Source organism: Halalkalibacter urbisdiaboli (assembly GCF_002156385.1).
GTDB lineage: Bacteria > Bacillota > Bacilli > Bacillales > Bacillaceae_D > Halalkalibacter_A > Halalkalibacter_A urbisdiaboli.
On record NZ_MVJM01000002.1, the window covers coordinates 572,965 to 593,870 of the forward strand.

A 20,906-nucleotide genomic window follows, 5' to 3' on the forward strand; every position below is an offset into this window, starting at 1 on the left:
ACAAGATGTATTATTTTCTTCATACTGGAGATACTAGTAGTACAATCGTATTCCCCCTAATTGAGACAAGGGCCTAGCTCTTGTCATTTTTTTTAGTTGACTGAAAAAGCATCTTTATGAAAGACTAAAAAACCCCACAAATAAGAGGTACTCATTGTGGGGTTTACACATTATTGATATTTTTTCAAAAAGCGTTGCATTCTTTTTACAGCTTCCTCAAGGTTATCCATGGACGTTGCATAGGAGCAGCGAATATGTCCCTCGCCCCCTTCACCAAAAACATGCCCTGGAACAACAGCTACTCTTTCTTCCATCAATAGCTTTTCCGCAAATTGCTCTGACGTTAATCCCGTATTTGTAATAGATGGGAACGCATAAAATGCGCCTCCGGGTGTATGGCATGTTAACCCAATATCAGCAAACGATTTAACAAAGAAGTTACGTCGTTGCTTGTAGGATTGCTTCATTCGTTCAATGTCATCCATTCCACTCTTAAGTGCCTCTAAAGCACCAAATTGAGCCATTGTCGGTGCACACATTAAGCTATACTGATGAATTTTAAGCATAGCTCCTAATAAATCCGGTGGAGCCAGAACAAAGCCAAGCCTCCAACCTGTCATGGCAAACGCCTTTGAAAAACCAGAAATTAAAATCGTTCGATCCTTCATGCCTTCAAGTCGAGCAAAGCTAAAATGATCTTCATCGTAGCTTAACTCTGCATAGATTTCATCCGAGAACACAATAAGATCATGCTGCTCTGCTAAACGAGCAACCTCTTTTAGCTCTTTTTCACCCATTGTAGCCCCTGTTGGGTTATTTGGGAAACACAGCATAATCGCCTTTGTATTTGATGTTATTGCTTTTTCAATTTGAGCAGCTGATACTTTAAAGTCATCCTCAATTCGTGTCCCAACTGGTATAGGAACTCCACCTGCCATCGAAACAAGAGGAGCATAGGAAACGAAGCTAGGCTCAACGACGATTACCTCATCACCAGGATCTAAAATGGCACGCATCCCGATATCAATTGCCTCACTTGCGCCAACTGTGACAAGAATTTCATTTTCCGGATTATAAGTTACAGAAAAGCGCGAACTCATATAACTGGCAATGGCTTCACGTAACTCAATTAAACCAGCATTTGCTGTATAAGAGGTAAAGCCTCGTTCCATTGATGAGATACTTGCTTCCCTTACATTCCAAGGGGTTACGAAATCAGGTTCTCCAACACCTAGCGAAATAATATTATCCATCTTAGATGCAAGATCAAAAAAACGACGAATACCCGATGGTTGAATTGCCTGAACACGGGACGATAAGCGCGAACTTCTTTTCGTTGATGGTATTGTCATGGTGTCACCACAATCCTTCTATCTTCTTCTCCCTCTTCTCCAAACACAACTCCATCATGCTTATACGTCTTTAGCTGAAAATGAGTTGTGGTTGAGATAACTGAATCAATCGTTGAAAGCTTCTCAGATACAAAACGTGATGTCTCAGACATTGTTTTGCCTTCAATCACGACCGATAAGTCATAAGCCCCAGACATAAGATAAAGTGCTTTCACTTCAGGGAATCGATAAATTCGTTTCGCTACTTCGTCAAATCCTACTCCGCGCTGTGGCGTTACTTTAACATCAATGACGGCAATGACTGTTTCACTCTCATTTACTTTACTCCAGTCAATAACAGCTGAATAACTTAAAATAATTTTGTCATCCTCAAGCTTTTGCAACATGCTCTTTACTTCTTCTTCTGTTGAATCAATCATTTTTGCTAAGGTTGGAAGACTAATTCTTCCGTTTCGCTCAATGATTTGTAACAATTCTATCGCCTTTCTCTCCATCTCTTTGTCCCCTTTCGCAAAATGCGAGTATGGATTCTGCTTATTTCGTTTATCATAACATATCGAACGTTTTGAACGAATGTCCTTTTGAAAAAAAATAGCAAAAAGGTGATGGCCATGATGTCAACCACGTCTCATCGTAACCAAACCTGCGCGTTACTCATTATTGACATGATTAATGATTTGGAATTCCATGATGGTACACTTTTATTCAAGCATGCTTATCCTGTTGCAGAAAAGATTGTCACTTTAAAAAATCGAGCAAAACAACATGAGGTTCCAGTCATTTATGTAAATGATAATTACGGCAAATGGCAGTCAGATTTCCGCCATCTTGTTGATCATTGCTTAAAAAAGAATGTACGCGGAAAACCGATTGCCCAGCTTCTACAGCCCGATGAACATGATTACTTTATACTCAAACCAACCTACTCTGGCTTTTTTTCAACACCACTTGATTTACTATTGCAGCACCTTAAGGTCAATACGTTAATTTTAACAGGAATAGCCGGAAATATGTGTGTTCAGTTTACTGCCAATGATGCTTATATGCGTGATTATAAACTCCTAATTCCTCGCGATTGCATTGCCTCGAATACGACTGATGCTAATGAACAAGCTCTACACTTAATGAAGAACGTTTTAAAGGCGGATATTCGTCCATCTGAAACGATTTCTTTCTAAAGCTGCATGTAGAAAAAGGCCAGCATGAGCTCTCACGCTGGCCTTTCACACTTAAGCAAATACTTGCTTTAAAAATTCCTTGTCATGCTCTAACCAATAGTTCATTAAACGCTTTGCTCCTTCAAGGTCATGGAGCTTTGCTTGACCGCATTGTTTTTCCGTTGCAGCAGGAACGTCTGTAAGCTCTATCGAATAGTTCATTGTTTTTTCTAATACATCAATAATCTCCTCAACACTCGGATTCCCGCTCATAATTAAGTAAAAGCCAGTTTGACATCCCATTGGTGATAAATCAATCACATCAAAATGGTCATACTCCTCAGCGAAACGACGAATGTTTAACGCAAGTAAATGCTCCATTGTGTGAATCACATCAGGCTTCATCGCTTGCTTATTCGGTTGTGAAAAACGAATATCAAATTTATTCACTTCCCCGTCCGTACCTACATTATGCTTACCACAATGACGAACATAAGGGGCCTTTACAATCGTATGGTCTAATTCAAAACTTTCTACTGTTGGCAACTTCCTTCACTCCTTTTAAATCTCATGAATGGGTTAAGTATAACGAAAATCTCCGAGACTGTCTAAGTATTTCATTTACCGATATTTCCCTTACGCCTTTACCTTCTTTGCGGTCGAATGAATCAAAATGTTATGACGCTCCGCGAACTCTGTCATCTCATTAGCAAACGTTTTAGGTTGAAACCGATGTAGTTTTAAACGAACTCCCTTTTTTACGTTTACGAGGACGATATTTTTGCTCCCTAATGTAATAACATGAATATCCTTCATTTCATCGGCATGGATGACTCGGGTCTTTAATAGAATTCTAAGGAAGCGAATGTCAAAGCTTATTCTATCCTCTTCTATCTTAAGATGATATTCAATCATCGTTGCTACAAGACAAATTGCTAAAAATAAAAAAGCTACATATCCCCAAGGAAGCTCTAGAACATTTGCATACGTTAACGTAATAATCGCCAAAACTAACCAAAGAAACTTTGGCTCTTGTGCTTTATAAGTCATCATCTTCTCCCCCTTTCTAACGAACGACTGATTCTAATATCTGTTATTTATTATACACAAGTTTGATTCACTTGAAAGAAGGGGAATGATGAAAGAACGGATGATTAATTTCAGACATAAAGGATGATTACGACATGACCTATTTTATAAAAGAATTGATTCACCATCTTAAAACCGATCCCATTTTAGATTGGGCAGCAACGCTAGCCTACTATTTCATGCTTTCAATATTTCCATTTATGATTTTCATTATTGCCCTTATTCCTTATTTCCATCTTGATGTTGGACAAGTTCAAGCGTTTATTCTCGATTATGTTCCAGAAGAGTTAGCCGAGTTGTTTACTACGACGATTATTGAAGTTATTAGTGAGCCAAAAGGAGGACTACTCTCCTTCGGTATCCTAGCTACGATATGGGCTGCATCGAACGGGTTAAATGCTCTCATTCGTGCGGTTAATCGCTCTTATAAAATTGAAGAAACACGAAACTTCTTTTTATTACGACTAGTGTCGATGATGATGACTATCGGAATGATTCTTGTCATCGTTGTGACCTTGCTGCTCCCTGTATTTGGAGACATTATCATTCACACGATTGAAGGACTGCTTTTTATAACTCCAGAAACGATTGACTTACTTCATAAACTAAGATGGATTGTCGGGATCGGAATGATGACCTTTTTCTTAATGCTCCTGTACTTAATTGCCCCTAATGTGAAATTAAAATTAAAGCAAGTCATCATTGGGGCGATTACCGCGACAGTCGGTTGGCAAATCATTTCTTTCGTCTTCTCAACCTATGTAAGTAATTTTGGAAACTTTACAGCGACCTACGGTAGTTTAGGAGGCGTTATTATTCTTATGCTTTGGTTCTTTCTAACAGGATTAATGCTAGTGATCGGTGGCGAAATCAATGCCATTCTTTATCATCAGAAACAGCAACAAAATCGATAAATCCTCTATTTGATGTATAAAACATAAAATAACGGACATGATGGTACCAGCATGATATGAAATTAAAGAGGAGATGAAAAATAAAATGAATAAAACTGAACTAGTCAATGCAGTGGCAGAACGGACTCAGCTATCAAAAAAAGATGCTGGTAATGCTGTAAATGCTGTATTTGAGTTAATTTCGGAGACATTATCTCAAGGTGAAACTGTACAATTAATTGGCTTTGGAAACTTTGAAGTACGTGAACGTGCTGCGAGAAAAGGACGTAACCCTCAAACAGGTGAAGAAATTGATATTGCTGCAACAAAGACTCCTGCATTTAAAGCAGGGAAACAACTAAAGGATGCTGTAAAATAACATAAAAAAGAGAGGATAGAACGAGCGTTATGCCGTTTCTACCCTCTCTCTTGCTAATAATCAACATATTATGCTTCCTGATAAGGATTTACATCTTGAGGTTTTTCGTATGTGACATATGTCTTTGCAATCATGTCATGGACGCCTCGTTTATCTTTACGGAATGCAACCATAAAGACGCTAACGATAAAAGCAATACCAAGTGTAATGACATAAACAAATCCAGCCACAAGATAGCGTAAAAGCATTGTACCAAAACCAACGTTGCTTCCGTCAAGCTTCACAATACGAATCCCGCAAATCCTCTTCCCAACCGTATAACCGTACCAAAAAACAGGAAGTAAAAGAGAATAGAGGACATCCGCCACCCCGTGAAAAATCTCTCTTGCCTCATCTCCTAAGCCAAGAATCATCGCAATAAGATAAATCGATAGCGAAATAAGTAATCCATCTAAAATAAGTGCACCTAAACGAATCCAAAAGCCTGCAGGTCTGTTTACCATCTTTGCTGTTACTCTCCTTTCATTCTATCCAGAATTCAAACATCTTCCATTATAAACGTTTTTAAAAAGGATTGCAGTCTTTAAAACAAATGAAAGCAATAGATCCGTTCCTATTGCTTTCATTTCTTCTTTTTTATGTTTACTTCGTAAACAATATGCCTTTTCTAGGAAGACTTCACTGTAAATTGTTCTACTAAGTAGTCACTGCCATCTTTGACCAAAGAAACAGAAATTGAAAGTTGATCAAAGGATGGATAGCCAAATCGCCCAAATTGCTCCTTTGCATACATGCTTGTCTCATCATAAAAATATATAGGAATTTGTTCACCTTCAATTAAAATAAGCCCATTTTCCTCATGAATATCAACCTCATCCCCATCAACAAATCGAAGACCAGGATTTAAAACAGATTCACGGACAATGTGATAGTAATCCTCCCTATATTCGGAACCAATTGGTCTTCTATCCTGTAAATAGTGCTGGAATTGTTCTTTATAAATTAATTTACCTTCTTTAGCTACAAATAATTCATTAATTAATGCTTTAACCCCAGTTTCAGTCATATAATTACTTAAAAATTGTTCTATTGATTCTTGCGTATGGTATTTTTGATTATAATAAATGTCACCATCCTTCACATGATGACTAAACAGCTCTCGTGCATCCTGAAGAAACTTATCATAATGATAGAGAACCTGCTCCTCATCTAGAGTGGAGTCATGACAAGCAACCAACGATACGAACGTGAACAATAAAAACGGTATCCACTTCCTCATTTTATACCCCATTTTCCCTTTTATATAGTAGACGAATGAGGAGCGGATAAAGTTTCAGTTTTTTTAAAATTTCTAAAGAATAAGTGCTGCAACCCATCCAAAAATCAGCAACGGAATATTAAAATGAAGAAAGGTCGGTACACATGTATCCCATATATGATGATGTTGACCGTCCGCATTTAAACCAGCAGTCGGTCCAAGTGTGCTGTCAGATGCTGGGGCACCTGCGTCACCTAAAGCACCTGCAGTACCAATTAAAGCAATGATTGCTATTGGACTAAAGCCAACCGCTAGCCCTAAAGGCACGAATAATGTAGCGATAATTGGTATCGTCGAGAAGGAAGAACCAATCCCCATTGTAATAAATAAGCCAACGATTAGCATAAACAATGCAGCGATTGCCTGATTTTCCCCAACCATTACTGATACTAATTCAACGAGTGTATCTACATGACCTGTCTCACGAATAACCGCTGCGAAACCAGAAGCTGACAGCATAACGAAACCAATAAATGCCATCATTTTCATCCCATCCGTCACAACTGAATCAGCTTCATTCCATTTTAACGAACGAGTAACCATAAGAATAATTATTCCAGAAAGCCCCGCTAAGATCATTGAATCAGTTAACGTTTGAATAATTAGTGTAACAACAATGGCTACTACTGCAGCGATAACCGATGCCTTTGTTGCTGGTTGAACGTTCTCTCTTTCCCCAACAACAGCCTTGTTTTCATACACACGTTTTTTTCGATAACTAACAAAAACAGCTACAAGTAGACCAGCTACAAGTCCTAACGTCGGAATTGCCATCGCATAAGGAAGAGCTGCTCGGTCAACAGTTAGTCCATTTTCTACAATATTATCGACTACAATGCCATGAAAAATTGAACCAAATCCGTACGGTAAGAAGATATACGGAGCCGTTAAACCAAAGGTCATAATTGAAGCGATAGCGCGTCGGTCAACCCCTAGTTCATTTAACAGCTTTAAAATAGGTGGAATAAGAATCGGAATAAATGCAATATGAATCGGAATTACATTTTGTGAAAAACAGGAAATAACTAAAATAAGGAAGAAGATTAATGCCTTTGATACGGTTTGCTTTTTTGTATCATTTTTTCTTCCAACTAGACGAATCACATAATTAACCATTACATCTGGTAGACCTGTTCGCGCAATCGCCACAGCAAACGCTCCTAGCAAAGCATAGCTTAAAGCAACCGTCGCACTACCGCCAAGCCCTTCACTAAAAACCGTAATCGTTTGTTCAACTCCAAGCCCTCCAATTAATCCACCTGCAAGTGCACCTACGATTAAGGCAAGAACTACATGTACCCTTAATAGACTTAGCACTAACATAAGAATAACCGCAATTAATACAGCATTCACTATTAACAACTCCCCTTTTTTATTCTAGTACATTAAAAACCTTCTAAAAAACTATACAAAAATATCATTTCCAATAAGAGCTTGTCAAATATACGCTTTACTGTATTAAAGCATTATTTCATTAAAACAACCCTCTGATTAAGAAAAGCGACTCTGCCGCTCTTTCTTAAATGCGACATATGGAACCAGCGCACTTCTTTGAATTCACTCCCTCTCTCCTGAATTACTTTCATGATTTTTCTACTTTCTTATCCGGCAAAAAAAAGCGCCCTTCTCGGACGCTTTTCATATTAGCTTATTGTTGTGCAGCGATTTCTTGTTCAAGCAGTTCAAACATTTCACGGCCTTCTTCGCCAACCACTTCATTTTTGAAGTAATCTCTAACCGGTAAAGCTAGCTCACGGAATGCCTCGCGCTCTTCTTCAGTTAACTCGATAACCGCTGTTGGTGTATCTTCGTTTTCTTTAATTGAATCTAGTAAGCTTTCATTCATTTCCTTTTGCATTTCAAACGCTACTGGACGCATTTCTTCAACTGTTTCATCAATAATCGCACGAACCTCATCTGGTAGCCCATTATAGAATGTTGGGTTTACTGTTGTCATCGCTACATAGTTGTTGTGGTTCGAAATCGTCATATGATCTTGTACTTCATGGAAAGATTCATCTTCAATAAAGAAGATTGGGTTTTCTTGTCCTTCAACAACACCACGGTCTAAAGCCGTGTATAGTTCAGCCCAGCTTAATTCTTCAGGCGCAGCGCCATATGCACGATATGATTCTTGAATTAATGGTGATGCTTGTGTACGCATTTTAAAGCCTTCAAAATCTGCTGGTGTGCGTAATTCTCTGCTACCAGTCCATTGCATTGCACCTTCAGTCCAGAATGCAAGTGGTTTAATGCCATGAGATTCAAAAATACCTACTAACTGTGTATTTAATGCTTCACTTGTGTTTAAAATTTCTTGTGTCTTTTCTAAATCATCTGGAAATAAGTAGTGTAATGCGAACACTTGACTTTCTTTAACTGTCCCACCAACAAATCCTGGAGACATAATGGCAAACTCGACTGCCCCCATCTGTAACTGCTCTGCTTGGTCAACCTCACTTCCAAGACCACCGAATTCATAGACTTCAACATTAATCGCTCCACCAGACTTTTCATTTAGCTTCTCAGCAAATTCAGCGGCATACTCATACTGCACTTGACCTTGCATCTCCTCTGTAACAAAACGCCAATCATAGGAGCCCTCGATAGCTGCTTCATCTGAACCAGCATCGTTATTTTCCTCAGTTGCAGGATCAGTATCTGGCTCTACCTGTTCATCTCCACCTACATCGTCACTTCCTCCACATGCTGTTAGAGCAAATGTTAAAGCACCTACTAAACTTACTGTTTTCCATTTTTTAAATAACATCAAATACCCCCTGTAAAATTCTATATTTCAAGAACATTACATCCACTTTAGTAAAAAGAGTGAAATGTCCTCAAATAATATAATTAACACCCCAGCAATAAGTAAAATCAAAATATAAGGTGGTGTTCCCCTAATAACATCTAAGTACGATTTATTAAAGACTGCGCTCGCGGTAAATATATCGACTCCAAAAGGTGGTGTTGCTGAACCTAAAGCTGCCTGGAATACAATAACAACGCCCAAATGTATAGGATCCACTCCTGCTTGAGCGGCAATCGGTGTGAAAATTGGTGTTAAAATTAAAATAACAACAATAGGATCGACAAACATACAGCCAATAAAGAAGAAAATAGCAACGATGAAAAGCACTTGTAATGCAGTAGGGTCAGCGCCCATCACAGCCTCTGAAAACATTTGCGGTATTCTCGCAAAAGAAATTAACCACGAAAATGCTTGACCAGCTGCCACAAGAATAAACACAGCTGATGTTACTAATCCAGAAGAAAGTGCTATTTTCGGTACATCTGGTAGTTTTATCGTTCGATATATTAATAGTTCAAGAATTAACGCATATAAAACGGAAATACCTGCTGCTTCTGTCGGTGTAAACCAGCCTAAATATATACCACCAACAATAATAACTGGAAAGCCTAAAGGTAATAATGCCTTTACCGTTGCTGTTCTTCTTTCCTGCCAACTCAATTTGTCTGCTAGAGGAATCTTATAAATTTTCGCATGAATGTAGCTATACATAGCAAACATAACGAAAACAAGGATCCCTGGGCCAATTCCCGCTATAAATAAATCTCCTACTGAAACGCGCGGTGCAGCAAGAGCATAGATAATCATTCCGATACTAGGTGGAATGAGTAAAGCAACATCACTCGCATTAATGATTAATGCAATCGCACTTGAATCTTTATACCCTACTGATAATAGACGCTTACGCATCGGTTTCCCAATTGCAACAACCGTTGCCTGTGTGGAACCTGATATCGAACCAAATAACGTACAAGCAGCTGCAGTCGTAATTGCATAACCTCCACGAAGATGACCAATAAACGCCCCGACAAAGTCTAGTAATCTCTTTGACGTCTTCCCTGTCGACATAATATCAGCTGCAAAGATAAACAACGGAACCGCTAATAGCACATATGAGGAAATCCCTTCCATCATTTGTTGAATGAGAAACATCGGTTCAACGTTTGGCATATAAAATATAAACACAACAATCGATGCAGCTAACATAGGTATCATCATCGGAAAGCCAAGGGCAAGAAGCACAATCATAATCGTAAACATTGTAGCTACCATTGTCTGTTCCCCTCAGTCTCAATAATTTATTCGGAACATTCCGAAAATAAATTTCATTATGAATAATCCTTTTTATCTTGCGCTAAGTACACTTCTTTTTCTTTAATATTAATCCACATATTTCGTAAAAATTGAATGGCTCCAAAAATGAACCCAATTGGAACAACTACAGCCATAAAGTAAACCGGCATTTCCATTGCTGTCGTCGTTCTCTTTGATTCATATAAAGACATAAAGTATTCATATGCAAAGAAAGCTAAAATAAGTAAAACGAATGAAGTAAGAGCTGGAATAAGAATGGATAAGCCTTTTCTTATAGGATAAGGAGCCAAATCAAAAAATGCTGACATACTAATATGACGGCCTTTTCTTGCGGCATAGCTTATACCCATAAAGGTTGCAACCGTCACCGCAAACCGACTAATTTCTTGTGTATATGCCCAACCACTACCAACAATAGCTCGACTTAATACATTGCCTACTACCATAAACGCAATTAGGATAATGGAATAGCTTAATATATGTTCTTCCGCTTTCATTAATCCACGGTCAAGCATCCTTAGCACTTTCAATACTTTCTTCCTCCCCTCTTTCAAATTTATAGGGTTTTGAAAGTTTTTTAAAATCGGTTACTTAAAAGCTTACTGGAAATCTCATCCTATCTCAAACGTCATTCTCTTGCTTATTTTAGGATGAACGATTAAAAAACAGGCTCTGTTGCTTTTAAATAGCTAATCTGTTTATATCCTCTTAACTCCGCCAATTTCTTCAATAATCCTTCATCCCCCCATTCAAAATCTTTTCTATTACCCTATGAGTAATGAAACAATATATGAATAAATGTTATCCAAGATAAACTGGACTTTTCTTGGATTACGTTTGAAAGTAATTACAGTAAAACCTCTACAAAGCTCTTCTTGTAGAGGTTTTGTCAACTTTATACAACTATCCCTATATATAATTACCATCCTATTTTTTTACCTTTTCTCTCATTTAAATCATACTTTCACTTATTCTCGTTTTTTCCATCTTTTAATCTTCCTCAAAATTTAAAACTGTTTTTGCTAAAGTTCTAACCATCACACCAGTTCCACCAGCTGGCCCATCGTCAGAAGCCGTTTCGCGCCATGCTGTGCCTGCAATGTCTAAATGCACCCACGGCGACCCTTCCGCAAATTCACCAACAAATAGCCCTGCCGTAATACTACCTGCTAAACGACCTGGGGCATTATTCAAATCAGCGACCTCACTTGTTTTTAACATCTCTCGATAAGGCTTCGCATTAGGAAAAAACCATACCCCTTCATCTGTTTCAGATGCAGCCTCTAAAATGGAATCTTTAAGCTCTGCGTTATTTGAAACCGCACCAGTCATGCAGTCCCCTAATGCCACTAAAACAGCACCCGTTAACGTTGCGACATCTATTAAATAATTAGCTCCTAATTGTTTGGCAAAGGTCATTCCATCCGCTAAGATTAACCTCCCTTCTGCGTCAGTGTTTTTAACTTCAATGGTTTTACCATTCATCGCACGAATAACATCACCTGGTTTTAATGCCGAGCCATTTATGACATTTTCAGTTGCCGGAATCACCACGACAACATTGACAGTTGGTTTTAATGTACCAATGATATCCATTGCTCCTAAAACCGCCGCAGCTCCTCCCATATCCATTTTCATTTTATGCATGTTTTCCCGTGATTTTAAAGATAACCCTCCTGAATCAAAGGTAACACCTTTCCCAACTAAGCCAATTACTTCATTCCATTGCTTTTGACCTTGATATTTCAACACAATCATTTTAGGAGGCTGGTTACTTCCTGCTGATACGGCGAGTAATGCTCCCATCCCTAATTGCTCCATATCGCCCTGCTCTAAAATGTCGAGTTCAAAGCCATGCCTCTCGGCTAGCTTTCTAGATTCATCAGCTAAATCTGACGGCGTTAGTAGATTACCGGGAAGGTTAATTAAATCTCTCGCATAATTCGTACCCTGCCCAAAAACTTGCCCCGTGAAAGTAGATTTCTCACCCTGTTCTAAATCTAAACCATATAGAGAGACATAGGAAAGCTTCTGCTCTATCGCATTTGATTTTTCTTTATATTTAGTCACATCGTACGTACTAAGCGCTATCGTTTCTCCTATTACAAACCCTATATCCTCAGTGTTCATATGCTCCACTAAAAATGTATCGATATAAAATCCAACATCGGTGATTTTATCCTTTCGCAATTGGCGTCCAACCTTAGCGATTAAATGTCGAAGCTTAGTTCTATCTAACTGTTTAGCTTGCCCTAAACCTATTACATAAACCGTTTTTGCTTTAAGTAAACCGAGTGTAAAGATTTTCGTAATCTCTCCATGCTTTGTAGAAAGCTGCCTCTGCTTTTTCAGCTCTTTTAAGTGACCCTTTAACGCCTTATCGATTTCTTCAATGCTCTGTCGGTATGGACCTTTATCCGCTAATCCAATCACAATGACATCGTGTTTTGGATCCCTCATTTGTTGATATTTAATTGTAAACATTTTTCGCCACTCCTCTCCTATTAGTGTATACAAATTGATTCCTCGAGGATAACTTTACATGTTTAGCCTGCCTTTCTTAATATGGTATAATGAACATCAGTTTATTTGGATTGTTCGGCTACTAGATTGGTGTTATTCAGAAAGGACGTAATCACATAATGGAACTCTTTCAAAACTTTCCGCTTTGGGCCTCACTCTTTGCTATTGTATTTGCTCAATTTATTAAAATCCCTCTAGCTTATATCGCTACAAGAAAATTGGACTGGACGTTATTTACGAGCACTGGAGGAATGCCAAGCTCTCATTCAGCAGCTGTCACATCACTTTCGACTTCGGTTGCAGTTGAACATGGTATGGATTCAACCTTATTTGCCGTTTCTGCAGTTTTTGGGATTATCGTTATGTTTGATGCAACAGGTGTAAGACGCCATGCTGGATACCATGCAACTGTTTTAAACCAACTTGTTTCAGATTTTAATAAGCTCGTAAAAGAAGTTAAAACGTGGCCGAAAAAAGAAGAAAATGAGAAGCGAAAAGAATTGAAGGAATTACTTGGTCACCAACCAATTGAAGTTTTTTTTGGAGCATTATTAGGGATATTACTCACACTTGTCCTTCATGCGATTGTTCATTAACGTATTGAATTTGGATTAGAAAAAGCGCCTCACATGGGCGCTTTTTGTTATTGTGATGACATTTGTTCTCGGAAGACTTGAACGGCTTCATCTTCATTTAACATTCTCAATTCTTCATCCGATAATTTACCTTCGCCTTTTTTAACAAGATAGACTTCTACTTCTTGTTTACCCCATTGCTCATAAACGTCTTTTACAGATTCGTAATACAGGTCGATTTTGTTCCCTTTAATAGCGGAACCCGTATCAGCAACTACACCATACCCATAACCTGGAATAAACAAAACGGTGCCAATTGGATAGACGTTCGGATCAGCTGCTATTGTTGAATATAAATCCCGACGTACCTTTACGCCTGAGTATGTAATACCATAGCTTGGATGATCGGGGCTCTTTCCCGTTGATTCAACACCCGCTGTATAACCAGTTGCTACTACCTTTTGCGAAGGATATTTCGTCCAATCAACTGCTTCCTCTAGTGAAACTGGAGGTGATTCTACCGCCTCATGGGACATTGACTCCTTCTTTTCGTAACTTGGAAGACCTTTTGATTTAAATGTTGAACGCTTGTACGTACTGTTTCTTGCTTCATATATGTCTGGTTCCTCTGATTTCTCATAGAAAGCCTCATACATCCATCCTTGTAATCCAGCTGCACTTACCCCTGAAAACGTTTGGAATGTTGTAAAGAAAGCAACTATCACTAAACACACCATTATTATTCTTCGACATAGATTTTTTACTAAGTTCAAACTTTTCACTCCTCTCATGATGTAATCATCTCCAAATTGGAAAAAAATTATTCAATGAAGGAAGGAAAAATTTTGATAGTTCGACTTTTCTCAAAATTCAGAATACGTTTAATCAGTTTTTTTCAATGAATTCTTTAGCGCCGCACGTTAACATCAAAAAGAGGTTGTTCCAAAAGGGCAATTTTCACCATTTAGAACAACCTGCAATTTTCGGACTACATTTTGAAAGTCTTACTATGTGTAGGGATCTCATGAACAGGACGGGTGCTCACGGAGTATTGCAATTCGATTGCCTACTTTTTAAACCGTCCCTTTAAAACATTTGATATCCTCTAACACGTAACATGCGAATGACAATCCCTGAAATAATCGCACCAACAAACCCACTTAAAAGGACTAGAATATCAACAAATTTTAGTGCTAATAAATCTGCACCTAATTGAGTCAATGACACAACTGGTGCCGTGATATATTCGAGCATTTCAACATTATCAACAATTAGTATGACAATAATCGGATAAAGCACAGCCATTATCCATGTTGACCGTAACACCATATTTAGTAAAAATCCAATTCCAAAAAACAAAATAAGAAACAGGATCATTGAAATTAATAATTGTGGTAAACTCACCTACTGCACCCCCGTATCATTGTTAGTTTACAGAATACAGGACAAGCCAGTCAACCAGTCCTCTGTTAACAATGTGGCAATTATGTTAAAGAAAACGGTGCGCCGTTTTCTTTGAGTATCCTTCTCCTTAGTTAAAAAATGCCTCAAAGGTATCTACCCTTGAGACATTTCACTCATTTCTTATAGCGGATTTTTCCCTTTTTTCATGACTAATCCTGGTCCACCAAGTAAGAAGAGGTAACGGTTATCGATCATTTTTTTCATAAAGTTTGCAGACGCCCCAAATAATTTACGAGAGCCAACAACCCCGATTGCTTGTTTCCCACCAAGTGATGCAACGGTACCTTTAATATCTGGCTTAAATGTCTTAAGAGAACCACCTTTAAGTAGAGCCTTAAGGTTTTGCGCACAAGTATCAGCCATTTGCATTGCAATTTGTGCTGTTGGTGGATAAGGTCGATTGATTTCTTCATTAATAAGAAGAGCACAGTCACCAATAATGAAAATATCATCATGACCAGGAGCACGTAAATCTGGCTCAACTTTAATACGTCCGCGCATTGCCTCAAAGCCAGACTTTTCGATAATAGAGCTACCACGTACACCTGTTGCCCAAACGACAGTTGCCGCTTTTATTTCATCTCCGCTAGCTAAAATAACACCCTCTTCAGTCACTTCTTTAATTGGGCAGTTAATTTTAAACTCAACGCCACGACTTTCAAGAAGGTTCATCGCGTATTCAACTAATTCAGGATCAAAACCTGGTAACGCAGATGGAGCAGCCTCAATCACGTACATCTTAACTTTTTCTTTAGGAATATCGTAGTGACTGCATAATTCAGGTACACGTTCAGATAATTCCCCAATGAATTCAATTCCTGTGAATCCTGCCCCAGCAACGATAAAGTTAAGAAGCTGATCACGCTCTTCCTCTGGTGTATTATTATATTTTGCAAACATATACTCAATATGTTCTTTTACCTCACGAGCGCCATTTACGGTCCATTTACTAAACGCAAATTCATGAACTCCAGGCACACCAAATGTTTCTGGTTCAGAGCCTAGACCAACGACTAAATAATCATATTCAAGCTCACCATTTTTCAATAACACTTTCTTTTCTTCGCGTTTAATTTCAACAACTTCATCTTTTACAAATTTAATGCGGCTTAAGTCAAGAACACTTTTAATTTCCATGCGCGTTTTTTCAGGAGAAAGAGTACCTGCCGCTGGCTCATGTAACCAAGTTGTTTGGTAGTGGTAGTCATGCTTGTTTACTAAAGTAATATTTGCATCGTTTGCACTTAATTCTTTTGTTAATCTAGATGCAGTAATCATCCCACCGTATCCAGCACCTAAGATTAAGATATTTGGCTTTTTCACATTCATCACTTCCATTTTCTTAAATTTAAAATCTCACACACTAATTGAATTTTTTGTCAGATAATCTTGTGATCTTTTTCACGAACGATAGCATAATAATAACCATTTATTATAGCCACAAAACACAATACTTATAATAGGACTTTTCCATCAATATTTCAACAATCTTTTTAATAAAATGTGTCTAAAATGTGAATGAGGGTATTAAAATTTGCAGTTCACTCTTTCATAATATATACATCTTACATGCAATTATCCGCGATGGAAGGAATTATAGAATAACTCTGAATCTTCCTTTCTTTTTGTTAAATAATGTGCATATAATGGAAAAGACAGGTTTGATTTTTCATGGGGGTGACGTAAAGCATGAGTGAACTAGAGATGTATGATTTAACCATTATTGGTGGCGGTCCAACAGGTTTATTTGCTGCTTTTTATGCTGGAATGAGACAAGCAAAAGTAAAAATCATTGAAAGTATGCCTCAGCTTGGTGGTCAATTATCTGCACTTTATCCAGAAAAATATATTTATGATGTTGCTGGATTCCCTAAAGTGAAAGCTCAAGATTTAGTCAATGACCTTATTAAGCAAGCAGACCATTTTAATCCAACTGTTGTTCTTGAGCAATCAGTGAAAGAGCTAACGAAACAAGCTGACGAAAGCTTTATCATCGAAACAGATAAGGAAAAGCATGCCTCAAAGGCCATTATAATAACGGCTGGAGCAGGAGCATTCCAACCACGTCGTTTAGAGGTAGATGGGGCAGAAGCTTATGAAGGGAAGAACTTACATTACTTTGTCCAGGATTTAAGTATCTTTAAGGACAAAAAGGTTCTCGTTTGTGGTGGTGGAGACTCAGCTCTTGATTGGTCGCTAATGATCGAACCTATCGCTAAAGAAGTAACCTTAATTCATCGCCGTGATAAATTTCGAGCACATGAACATAGTGTCGAGCTATTACACAAATCTTCTGTTCAAGTTGTAACACCGTTTGAGATTGTTGAATTGCATGGTGATGGTGAGACTATCCAACATGTAACGATTAAAGAAATCAAAGGGGATACGACAAAAACAGTCGAAGTGGATGCAGTAATTGTCAACTTTGGTTTTGTTTCATCCTTAGGTCCAATAAAGGAATGGGGTTTAGAAATTGAGAAAAACTCCATCGTCGTTAATACGAAAATGGAGACTAATATAAAAGGGATTTACGCCGCCGGTGATATCTGTACATACGACGGTAAGGTAAAATTAATCGCCACTGGTTTCGGTGAAGCACCAACCGCTGTTAATAACGCCAAGGCTTATATCGATCCAAAAGCTCGTTTACATCCTGGTCATAGCACAAGTTTATTCTAATATAAAAAAAGGATGCCCTATACTAGATGGGCACTGAAAAAGGGTGGGTTTGTTTCCCTTTTTCAGTGCCCTTTAATTTTCATTCTTTTCAGTGGCTAGGCATCCTATTTTCTGCATAAAAAAAGGGATGTATCTTCAATACATCCCGTTATTCCTAGTATTAGCAATCTTCAGGTGTTCCGGCGTTTGTTGCAGTACGGAAAGATGACCCACAACCACATGATGCAATCGCATTAGGATTATCAATTGTGAATCCACCGCCCATCATGTTTTGCTTATAATCAATAACGACTCCTTTAATTACAGGGACACTTTCATTATCAATAAGCACAGGCAATCCATTTATATCTAACTTAGTGTCTTCGTCATGCTTTTCTGTATCAAAGCCCATTCCGTAGGACAGACCGCTACAGCCACCACCTTTTACACCAACGCGAAGCATGAGATTGTCCTCACCTTCCGCCTTCATCATCTCTTTTATCTGATTGACCGCAGCATCGGTTAAAGTAATCATTGTATCACCCCTACTTTCTGTTCTGATACAAGTATACCTCTTGATTCCTTGAACCTCAAGGCGATTGCTCTTGCCTTCTTTTCAGTATGCAATTTGCTGAGACCAACTATTCTTTTCAGAAAGCTCCAAAGATAGGATGAGATTATGTGCTCGATCTAGCTCCTGACTGTACTTTAATACTTGAGGGTGCGCCATTCCATGTTGTCTCGCTGCATTCGTCATTTTATTTCGCAAGTTTTCAATTTTTTCCATACAGGCTTCGTACTTTACCATATTATTCATCGCTATCCCCCCTCGTACTAATAATTTATACTACCGTTTAACTCTTAATGTAAAAATTGTATTTTCTTACATTTTACTTAATTTACAAATAAATTGCAATTGAAAAACACTGATTTTAAGGGGTATTCATGATTTTTTCACAAACTATCCAAGTTAACCTGTAAGATCCTCTTTCATTTTCGCAAAAGCGCTCTTCCTTTTAATCAAGATAGTCTGATAGTATAATAGATAATGATTACGACAAAGACACTGGTCATTCCTTCAAAAATTTAAAATTATTTTCTTTTATTATTTAATTTACTTGCCTGCAGTATGGTAGATCGGGGGACATATAATATGAGCACCATTTTAACGGATTCTAAGCTACAGCCCATTGCTGAAAAGGTTAAAGCTGGAGAACGATTAACAATTGAAGATGGTCTTTATTTGTTTGAATCACCAGATTTACTTGGGATCGGACAATTAGCGAACCAAGTCAATCAAAAAAAGAACGGTGATAATGTTTACTTTATTCAGAATATGTATATTAATCCAACTAATGTATGTGAAGCGAATTGTGGTTTCTGTGGATTTAAACGTAAACCAGGTCAAGAGGGTGCCTATACCATGGATGGCGAGGCGTTGCTAAAATACGTTGAGGAGCGCTGGAATGATAACATCCGTGAATTCCATATCGTTGGTGGGCATAATCACGAAGTACCGTTTGATTATTACTTAGATACGATTCGGACTTTAAAAAAGCACTATCCTAAAGTGACAGTGAAAGCTTACACTGGTGCTGAAATTGAATTTTTCTCTCGTATCTCTGGTTTATCAATGAAAGAAGTTCTTGAAGAATTAATTAAAGCTGGTCTTGATACTCTTCCAGGCGGGGGAGCAGAAATTTTAACAGAGCGCTATCGTGAAAAAATGAGTCCTGATAAGGCATCAACGGATCAGTGGCTTGAAGCGCACGAAATTGCTCATGGATTAGGATTAAAAACACATGCAACGATGCTTTACGGTTCAATCGAAACGTTAGAAGAGCGTCTAATTCATATGGATCGTCTTCGTCAGCTTCAAGATCGTACCAATGGTTACATGGTGTTCATTCCTTTAGCAATGCAGCCTCGAAGCATTAATGCCAACTTAAAACGCCGTACGTCTGCATTTGACGATATGCGTACGCTAGCAATTAGTCGCTTAATGCTCGATAACTTTGACCATGTTAAAGCGTATTGGATTAATATCGGCGTTCAGCTTACACAAATGGCGCTTGCTTTTGGCTCTAGTGACATCCATGGTACGTTAATTGAGGAACGAATTTCTCACTCTGTTGGCGCATTAACATCACAAGGGATAACACGAGATGAATTAATTCACCTCATTAAAAGTGCGAATAAAACCCCTATTGAACGCGACACTTTCTATAACACCGTTAAAACCTATTAAAAAAAGTGGCAATATGCGAGGACGTTGAAAAAGGGTGCTTTTCCCTTTTTCAGTGCCTCTAAGCAATGTGTGGAGCCGTTGTAATCTTTTTAAAAAGCCTACTATGAGTGGATTTCTCATAGAAGCGAGCAACGTGTGGAGCCGTTGCTACTTAATAAGAGCCACTGAAAAAGGTAGGTTTTTGAGGGCACTGAAAAAGTGAACTGCACCCCAAAAGTTAGAGTTAACAATCTGACTTTGGGGTGTGTTTTTTATGGCTAAATATAGTGACCAATTTAAATTAATGATGGTACATGAGTATCAAAAAGGACATTTATCGTTTGACAGGTTGGCAAAAAAACACGGTATGAATGACAGCACTGCCATAAAAAAATGGGTGAAAGTTTACGATAAATTTGGGACGACAGGTTTGATGAAAAAGAGTAAGAGGGAAACTTTTTCTGTCCAATTCAAACTCGATGTATTAAGCTTTATGAAAAGAACAGGATCTTCAGAGATGGATACCGCTATTTACTTTGGATTGTCCACCCCTTCGATGATAGGTGCATGGAAGAAAGTTTTTTTGGAAGATGGTGCTGAAGCCCTGGATAGAACGAAAGGAAGACTACCCATGTCTGATAAAGCTAAAAATATAAAAAAACAACGTACAGAAAAAGAAATGACGTATGAACAAAAGCTTGAAAGAGAGAACGAGCTCCTACGTTTAGAGGTAGAATACTTAAAAAAGTTGCGAGCTTTTCAGATGGATCCGGAGGGCTATCTCGAAAAGCACAAGCAGCGTTATCATTCGAACTCAAAGAAAAGTTCAAACTAAAAGATGTTCTACAAAGAGTCGGAATTCCTGATTCCTCCTACCATTATCATATAAAAGAGATCAAGAAGGAGAATCCGAATCAGAAACTCGAGGAATGCATCCAATCCAAGTTTGAGGAACATAATGGGAATTATGGGTATCGTCGTATCTGTTTGGAGTTAAAACAAGATGGGCTCAAAGTGAATCACAAGAAGGTTCAACGCATCATGAATAAACTTGGGCTTAAATGCAAGAAATTTAGTAGAAAGTCACGAAAATATAGTTCTTACAAAGGAACAATTGGAACTGTTGCCAAGAACCTTATCAATCG

Annotated in this window: 24 protein-coding genes; 8 read left to right on the plus strand and 16 right to left on the minus strand. The window is 38.2% G+C overall.

Going from position 1 to position 20,906, the window contains the following annotated elements; all coding sequences use genetic code 11:
- Positions 1 to 170: 170 nt before the first annotated feature.
- Positions 171 to 1,352 (minus strand): aminotransferase, encoded by a 1,182-nt coding sequence (locus B1R93_RS10630; RefSeq protein ID WP_207634147.1) that lies wholly within the window; start codon positions 1,350 to 1,352, stop codon positions 171 to 173.
- Positions 1,349 to 1,846 carry an Lrp/AsnC family transcriptional regulator gene (locus tag B1R93_RS10635; protein ID WP_088103947.1) on the minus strand — a complete coding sequence of 166 codons (498 nt, stop codon included), beginning with the start codon at positions 1,844 to 1,846 and terminating at the stop codon, positions 1,349 to 1,351. The genes B1R93_RS10630 and B1R93_RS10635 overlap by 4 nt, the downstream gene beginning before the upstream one ends.
- A 120-nt stretch (positions 1,847 to 1,966) precedes the next feature.
- Between B1R93_RS10635 and B1R93_RS10640 the strand changes: the two genes are divergently transcribed.
- On the plus strand, positions 1,967 to 2,530 hold the full coding sequence (locus B1R93_RS10640) for a cysteine hydrolase family protein (protein WP_088103948.1): 564 nt from the start codon (positions 1,967 to 1,969) through the stop codon (positions 2,528 to 2,530).
- A 51-nt stretch (positions 2,531 to 2,581) separates the two neighbouring features.
- Here B1R93_RS10640 and B1R93_RS10645 read toward each other — a convergent pair whose 3' ends face one another.
- Together B1R93_RS10645 and B1R93_RS10650 are read right to left on the minus strand one after the other, a co-directional pair.
- Complete coding sequence (locus B1R93_RS10645) at positions 2,582 to 3,055, minus strand: S-ribosylhomocysteine lyase (protein WP_088103949.1); 474 nt, start codon at positions 3,053 to 3,055, stop codon at positions 2,582 to 2,584.
- Between the two features lie 90 nt (positions 3,056 to 3,145).
- Positions 3,146 to 3,559, minus strand: coding sequence for a hypothetical protein (locus B1R93_RS10650; protein WP_088103950.1), 414 nt, complete (start codon positions 3,557 to 3,559; stop codon positions 3,146 to 3,148).
- A 134-nt stretch (positions 3,560 to 3,693) separates the two neighbouring features.
- On the opposite strand from B1R93_RS10650, the gene B1R93_RS10655 reads away from it, so the two are divergent.
- Together B1R93_RS10655 and B1R93_RS10660 are read left to right on the plus strand one after the other, a co-directional pair.
- A complete protein-coding gene (locus B1R93_RS10655) occupies positions 3,694 to 4,512 on the plus strand; it encodes a YihY/virulence factor BrkB family protein (RefSeq protein WP_088103951.1) in 819 nt (272 codons plus the stop codon).
- A gap of 85 nt (positions 4,513 to 4,597) precedes the next feature.
- A complete protein-coding gene (locus tag B1R93_RS10660) occupies positions 4,598 to 4,870 on the plus strand; it encodes an HU family DNA-binding protein (RefSeq protein ID WP_088103952.1) in 273 nt (90 codons plus the stop codon).
- Positions 4,871 to 4,938: 68 nt separating this feature from the next.
- Here the strand turns inward: B1R93_RS10660 and B1R93_RS10665 are convergent, their stop codons facing one another.
- The 7 genes from B1R93_RS10665 to B1R93_RS10695 all read right to left on the minus strand — a co-directional run bounded on the left by B1R93_RS10665 (position 4,939) and on the right by B1R93_RS10695 (position 12,798).
- Positions 4,939 to 5,373: an RDD family protein gene (locus B1R93_RS10665; RefSeq protein WP_088103953.1), complete on the minus strand. Its 435-nt coding sequence runs from the start codon at positions 5,371 to 5,373 to the stop codon at positions 4,939 to 4,941.
- Positions 5,374 to 5,537: 164 nt separating this feature from the next.
- A complete protein-coding gene (locus B1R93_RS10670; RefSeq protein ID WP_088103954.1) occupies positions 5,538 to 6,149 on the minus strand; it encodes a hypothetical protein in 612 nt (203 codons plus the stop codon).
- Positions 6,150 to 6,221: 72 nt separating this feature from the next.
- Positions 6,222 to 7,541 (minus strand): Na+/H+ antiporter family protein, encoded by a 1,320-nt coding sequence (locus B1R93_RS10675; RefSeq protein WP_088103955.1) that lies wholly within the window; start codon positions 7,539 to 7,541, stop codon positions 6,222 to 6,224.
- Positions 7,542 to 7,836: 295 nt separating this feature from the next.
- Positions 7,837 to 8,958, minus strand: a complete 1,122-nt coding sequence (locus B1R93_RS10680) for a DctP family TRAP transporter solute-binding subunit (RefSeq protein WP_088103956.1) — start codon at positions 8,956 to 8,958, stop codon at positions 7,837 to 7,839.
- A gap of 36 nt (positions 8,959 to 8,994) precedes the next feature.
- The gene (locus tag B1R93_RS10685; RefSeq protein ID WP_088103957.1) at positions 8,995 to 10,272 is read right to left on the minus strand and encodes a TRAP transporter large permease; all 1,278 of its coding nucleotides are present in this window, start codon (positions 10,270 to 10,272) and stop codon (positions 8,995 to 8,997) included.
- Positions 10,273 to 10,328: 56 nt separating this feature from the next.
- Positions 10,329 to 10,838 (minus strand): TRAP transporter small permease, encoded by a 510-nt coding sequence (locus B1R93_RS10690; protein ID WP_342587527.1) that lies wholly within the window; start codon positions 10,836 to 10,838, stop codon positions 10,329 to 10,331.
- A 466-nt stretch (positions 10,839 to 11,304) separates the two neighbouring features.
- Positions 11,305 to 12,798, minus strand: coding sequence for a leucyl aminopeptidase (locus tag B1R93_RS10695; protein ID WP_088103959.1), 1,494 nt, complete (start codon positions 12,796 to 12,798; stop codon positions 11,305 to 11,307).
- Between the two features lie 158 nt (positions 12,799 to 12,956).
- Between B1R93_RS10695 and B1R93_RS10700 the strand changes: the two genes are divergently transcribed.
- Positions 12,957 to 13,433: a divergent PAP2 family protein gene (locus B1R93_RS10700; protein WP_088103960.1), complete on the plus strand. Its 477-nt coding sequence runs from the start codon at positions 12,957 to 12,959 to the stop codon at positions 13,431 to 13,433.
- Positions 13,434 to 13,480: 47 nt separating this feature from the next.
- Here B1R93_RS10700 and B1R93_RS10705 read toward each other — a convergent pair whose 3' ends face one another.
- From B1R93_RS10705 to B1R93_RS10715, 3 genes are all read right to left on the minus strand, one after another.
- Entirely contained in the window at positions 13,481 to 14,185 is a 705-nt protein-coding gene (locus B1R93_RS10705; RefSeq protein ID WP_088103961.1) for a 3D domain-containing protein, read from the minus strand.
- Between the two features lie 313 nt (positions 14,186 to 14,498).
- The gene (locus B1R93_RS10710; protein WP_207634149.1) at positions 14,499 to 14,816 is read right to left on the minus strand and encodes a YuiB family protein; all 318 of its coding nucleotides are present in this window, start codon (positions 14,814 to 14,816) and stop codon (positions 14,499 to 14,501) included.
- Positions 14,817 to 14,996: 180 nt separating this feature from the next.
- Positions 14,997 to 16,214: an NAD(P)/FAD-dependent oxidoreductase gene (locus B1R93_RS10715; RefSeq protein ID WP_088103962.1), complete on the minus strand. Its 1,218-nt coding sequence runs from the start codon at positions 16,212 to 16,214 to the stop codon at positions 14,997 to 14,999.
- 351 nt (positions 16,215 to 16,565) lie between these two features.
- Between B1R93_RS10715 and B1R93_RS10720 the strand changes: the two genes are divergently transcribed.
- A complete protein-coding gene (locus tag B1R93_RS10720; protein WP_088103963.1) occupies positions 16,566 to 17,555 on the plus strand; it encodes an NAD(P)/FAD-dependent oxidoreductase in 990 nt (329 codons plus the stop codon).
- Between the two features lie 160 nt (positions 17,556 to 17,715).
- Here B1R93_RS10720 and B1R93_RS10725 read toward each other — a convergent pair whose 3' ends face one another.
- Positions 17,716 to 18,069, minus strand: coding sequence for a HesB/IscA family protein (locus B1R93_RS10725; RefSeq protein ID WP_088103964.1), 354 nt, complete (start codon positions 18,067 to 18,069; stop codon positions 17,716 to 17,718).
- An 81-nt stretch (positions 18,070 to 18,150) separates the two neighbouring features.
- A complete protein-coding gene (locus tag B1R93_RS10730) occupies positions 18,151 to 18,351 on the minus strand; it encodes an aspartyl-phosphate phosphatase Spo0E family protein (RefSeq protein WP_088103965.1) in 201 nt (66 codons plus the stop codon).
- A gap of 336 nt (positions 18,352 to 18,687) precedes the next feature.
- On the opposite strand from B1R93_RS10730, the gene mqnE reads away from it, so the two are divergent.
- From mqnE to B1R93_RS23940, 3 genes are all read left to right on the plus strand, one after another.
- The gene (mqnE, locus tag B1R93_RS10735) at positions 18,688 to 19,782 is read left to right on the plus strand and encodes an aminofutalosine synthase MqnE (RefSeq protein ID WP_088103966.1); all 1,095 of its coding nucleotides are present in this window, start codon (positions 18,688 to 18,690) and stop codon (positions 19,780 to 19,782) included.
- Positions 19,783 to 20,035: 253 nt separating this feature from the next.
- A complete protein-coding gene (locus B1R93_RS10740; protein WP_088103240.1) occupies positions 20,036 to 20,596 on the plus strand; it encodes a transposase in 561 nt (186 codons plus the stop codon).
- A 59-nt stretch (positions 20,597 to 20,655) separates the two neighbouring features.
- Positions 20,656 to 20,906 (plus strand): IS3 family transposase (locus B1R93_RS23940; RefSeq protein WP_425348958.1); only part of this gene is annotated, 251 nt, incomplete at its 3' end.

What these genes read in the sequence shown, in the direction of transcription:
- B1R93_RS10650 (WP_088103950.1), bottom strand. Translation starts at nt 3,559, where the DNA reads ATGACTTATAAAGCACAAGAGCCAAAGTTTCTTTGGTTAGTTTTGGCG.
- B1R93_RS10695 (WP_088103959.1), bottom strand. Translation starts at nt 12,798, where the DNA reads ATGTTTACAATTAAATATCAACAAATGAGGGATCCAAAACACGATGTC.
- B1R93_RS10715 (WP_088103962.1), bottom strand. Translation starts at nt 16,214, where the DNA reads ATGGAAGTGATGAATGTGAAAAAGCCAAATATCTTAATCTTAGGTGCT.
- B1R93_RS10740 (WP_088103240.1), top strand. Translation starts at nt 20,036, where the DNA reads ATGGCTAAATATAGTGACCAATTTAAATTAATGATGGTACATGAGTAT.
- B1R93_RS10665 (WP_088103953.1), bottom strand. Translation starts at nt 5,373, where the DNA reads ATGGTAAACAGACCTGCAGGCTTTTGGATTCGTTTAGGTGCACTTATT.
- B1R93_RS10635 (WP_088103947.1), bottom strand. Translation starts at nt 1,846, where the DNA reads ATGGAGAGAAAGGCGATAGAATTGTTACAAATCATTGAGCGAAACGGA.
- B1R93_RS10640 (WP_088103948.1), top strand. Translation starts at nt 1,967, where the DNA reads ATGTCAACCACGTCTCATCGTAACCAAACCTGCGCGTTACTCATTATT.
- mqnE (WP_088103966.1), top strand. Translation starts at nt 18,688, where the DNA reads ATGAGCACCATTTTAACGGATTCTAAGCTACAGCCCATTGCTGAAAAG.
- B1R93_RS10655 (WP_088103951.1), top strand. Translation starts at nt 3,694, where the DNA reads ATGACCTATTTTATAAAAGAATTGATTCACCATCTTAAAACCGATCCC.
- B1R93_RS10680 (WP_088103956.1), bottom strand. Translation starts at nt 8,958, where the DNA reads ATGTTATTTAAAAAATGGAAAACAGTAAGTTTAGTAGGTGCTTTAACA.
- B1R93_RS10700 (WP_088103960.1), top strand. Translation starts at nt 12,957, where the DNA reads ATGGAACTCTTTCAAAACTTTCCGCTTTGGGCCTCACTCTTTGCTATT.
- B1R93_RS10660 (WP_088103952.1), top strand. Translation starts at nt 4,598, where the DNA reads ATGAATAAAACTGAACTAGTCAATGCAGTGGCAGAACGGACTCAGCTA.
- B1R93_RS10630 (WP_207634147.1), bottom strand. Translation starts at nt 1,352, where the DNA reads ATGACAATACCATCAACGAAAAGAAGTTCGCGCTTATCGTCCCGTGTT.
- B1R93_RS10730 (WP_088103965.1), bottom strand. Translation starts at nt 18,351, where the DNA reads ATGAATAATATGGTAAAGTACGAAGCCTGTATGGAAAAAATTGAAAAC.
- B1R93_RS10725 (WP_088103964.1), bottom strand. Translation starts at nt 18,069, where the DNA reads ATGATTACTTTAACCGATGCTGCGGTCAATCAGATAAAAGAGATGATG.
- B1R93_RS10720 (WP_088103963.1), top strand. Translation starts at nt 16,566, where the DNA reads ATGAGTGAACTAGAGATGTATGATTTAACCATTATTGGTGGCGGTCCA.
- B1R93_RS10685 (WP_088103957.1), bottom strand. Translation starts at nt 10,272, where the DNA reads ATGGTAGCTACAATGTTTACGATTATGATTGTGCTTCTTGCCCTTGGC.
- B1R93_RS10670 (WP_088103954.1), bottom strand. Translation starts at nt 6,149, where the DNA reads ATGAGGAAGTGGATACCGTTTTTATTGTTCACGTTCGTATCGTTGGTT.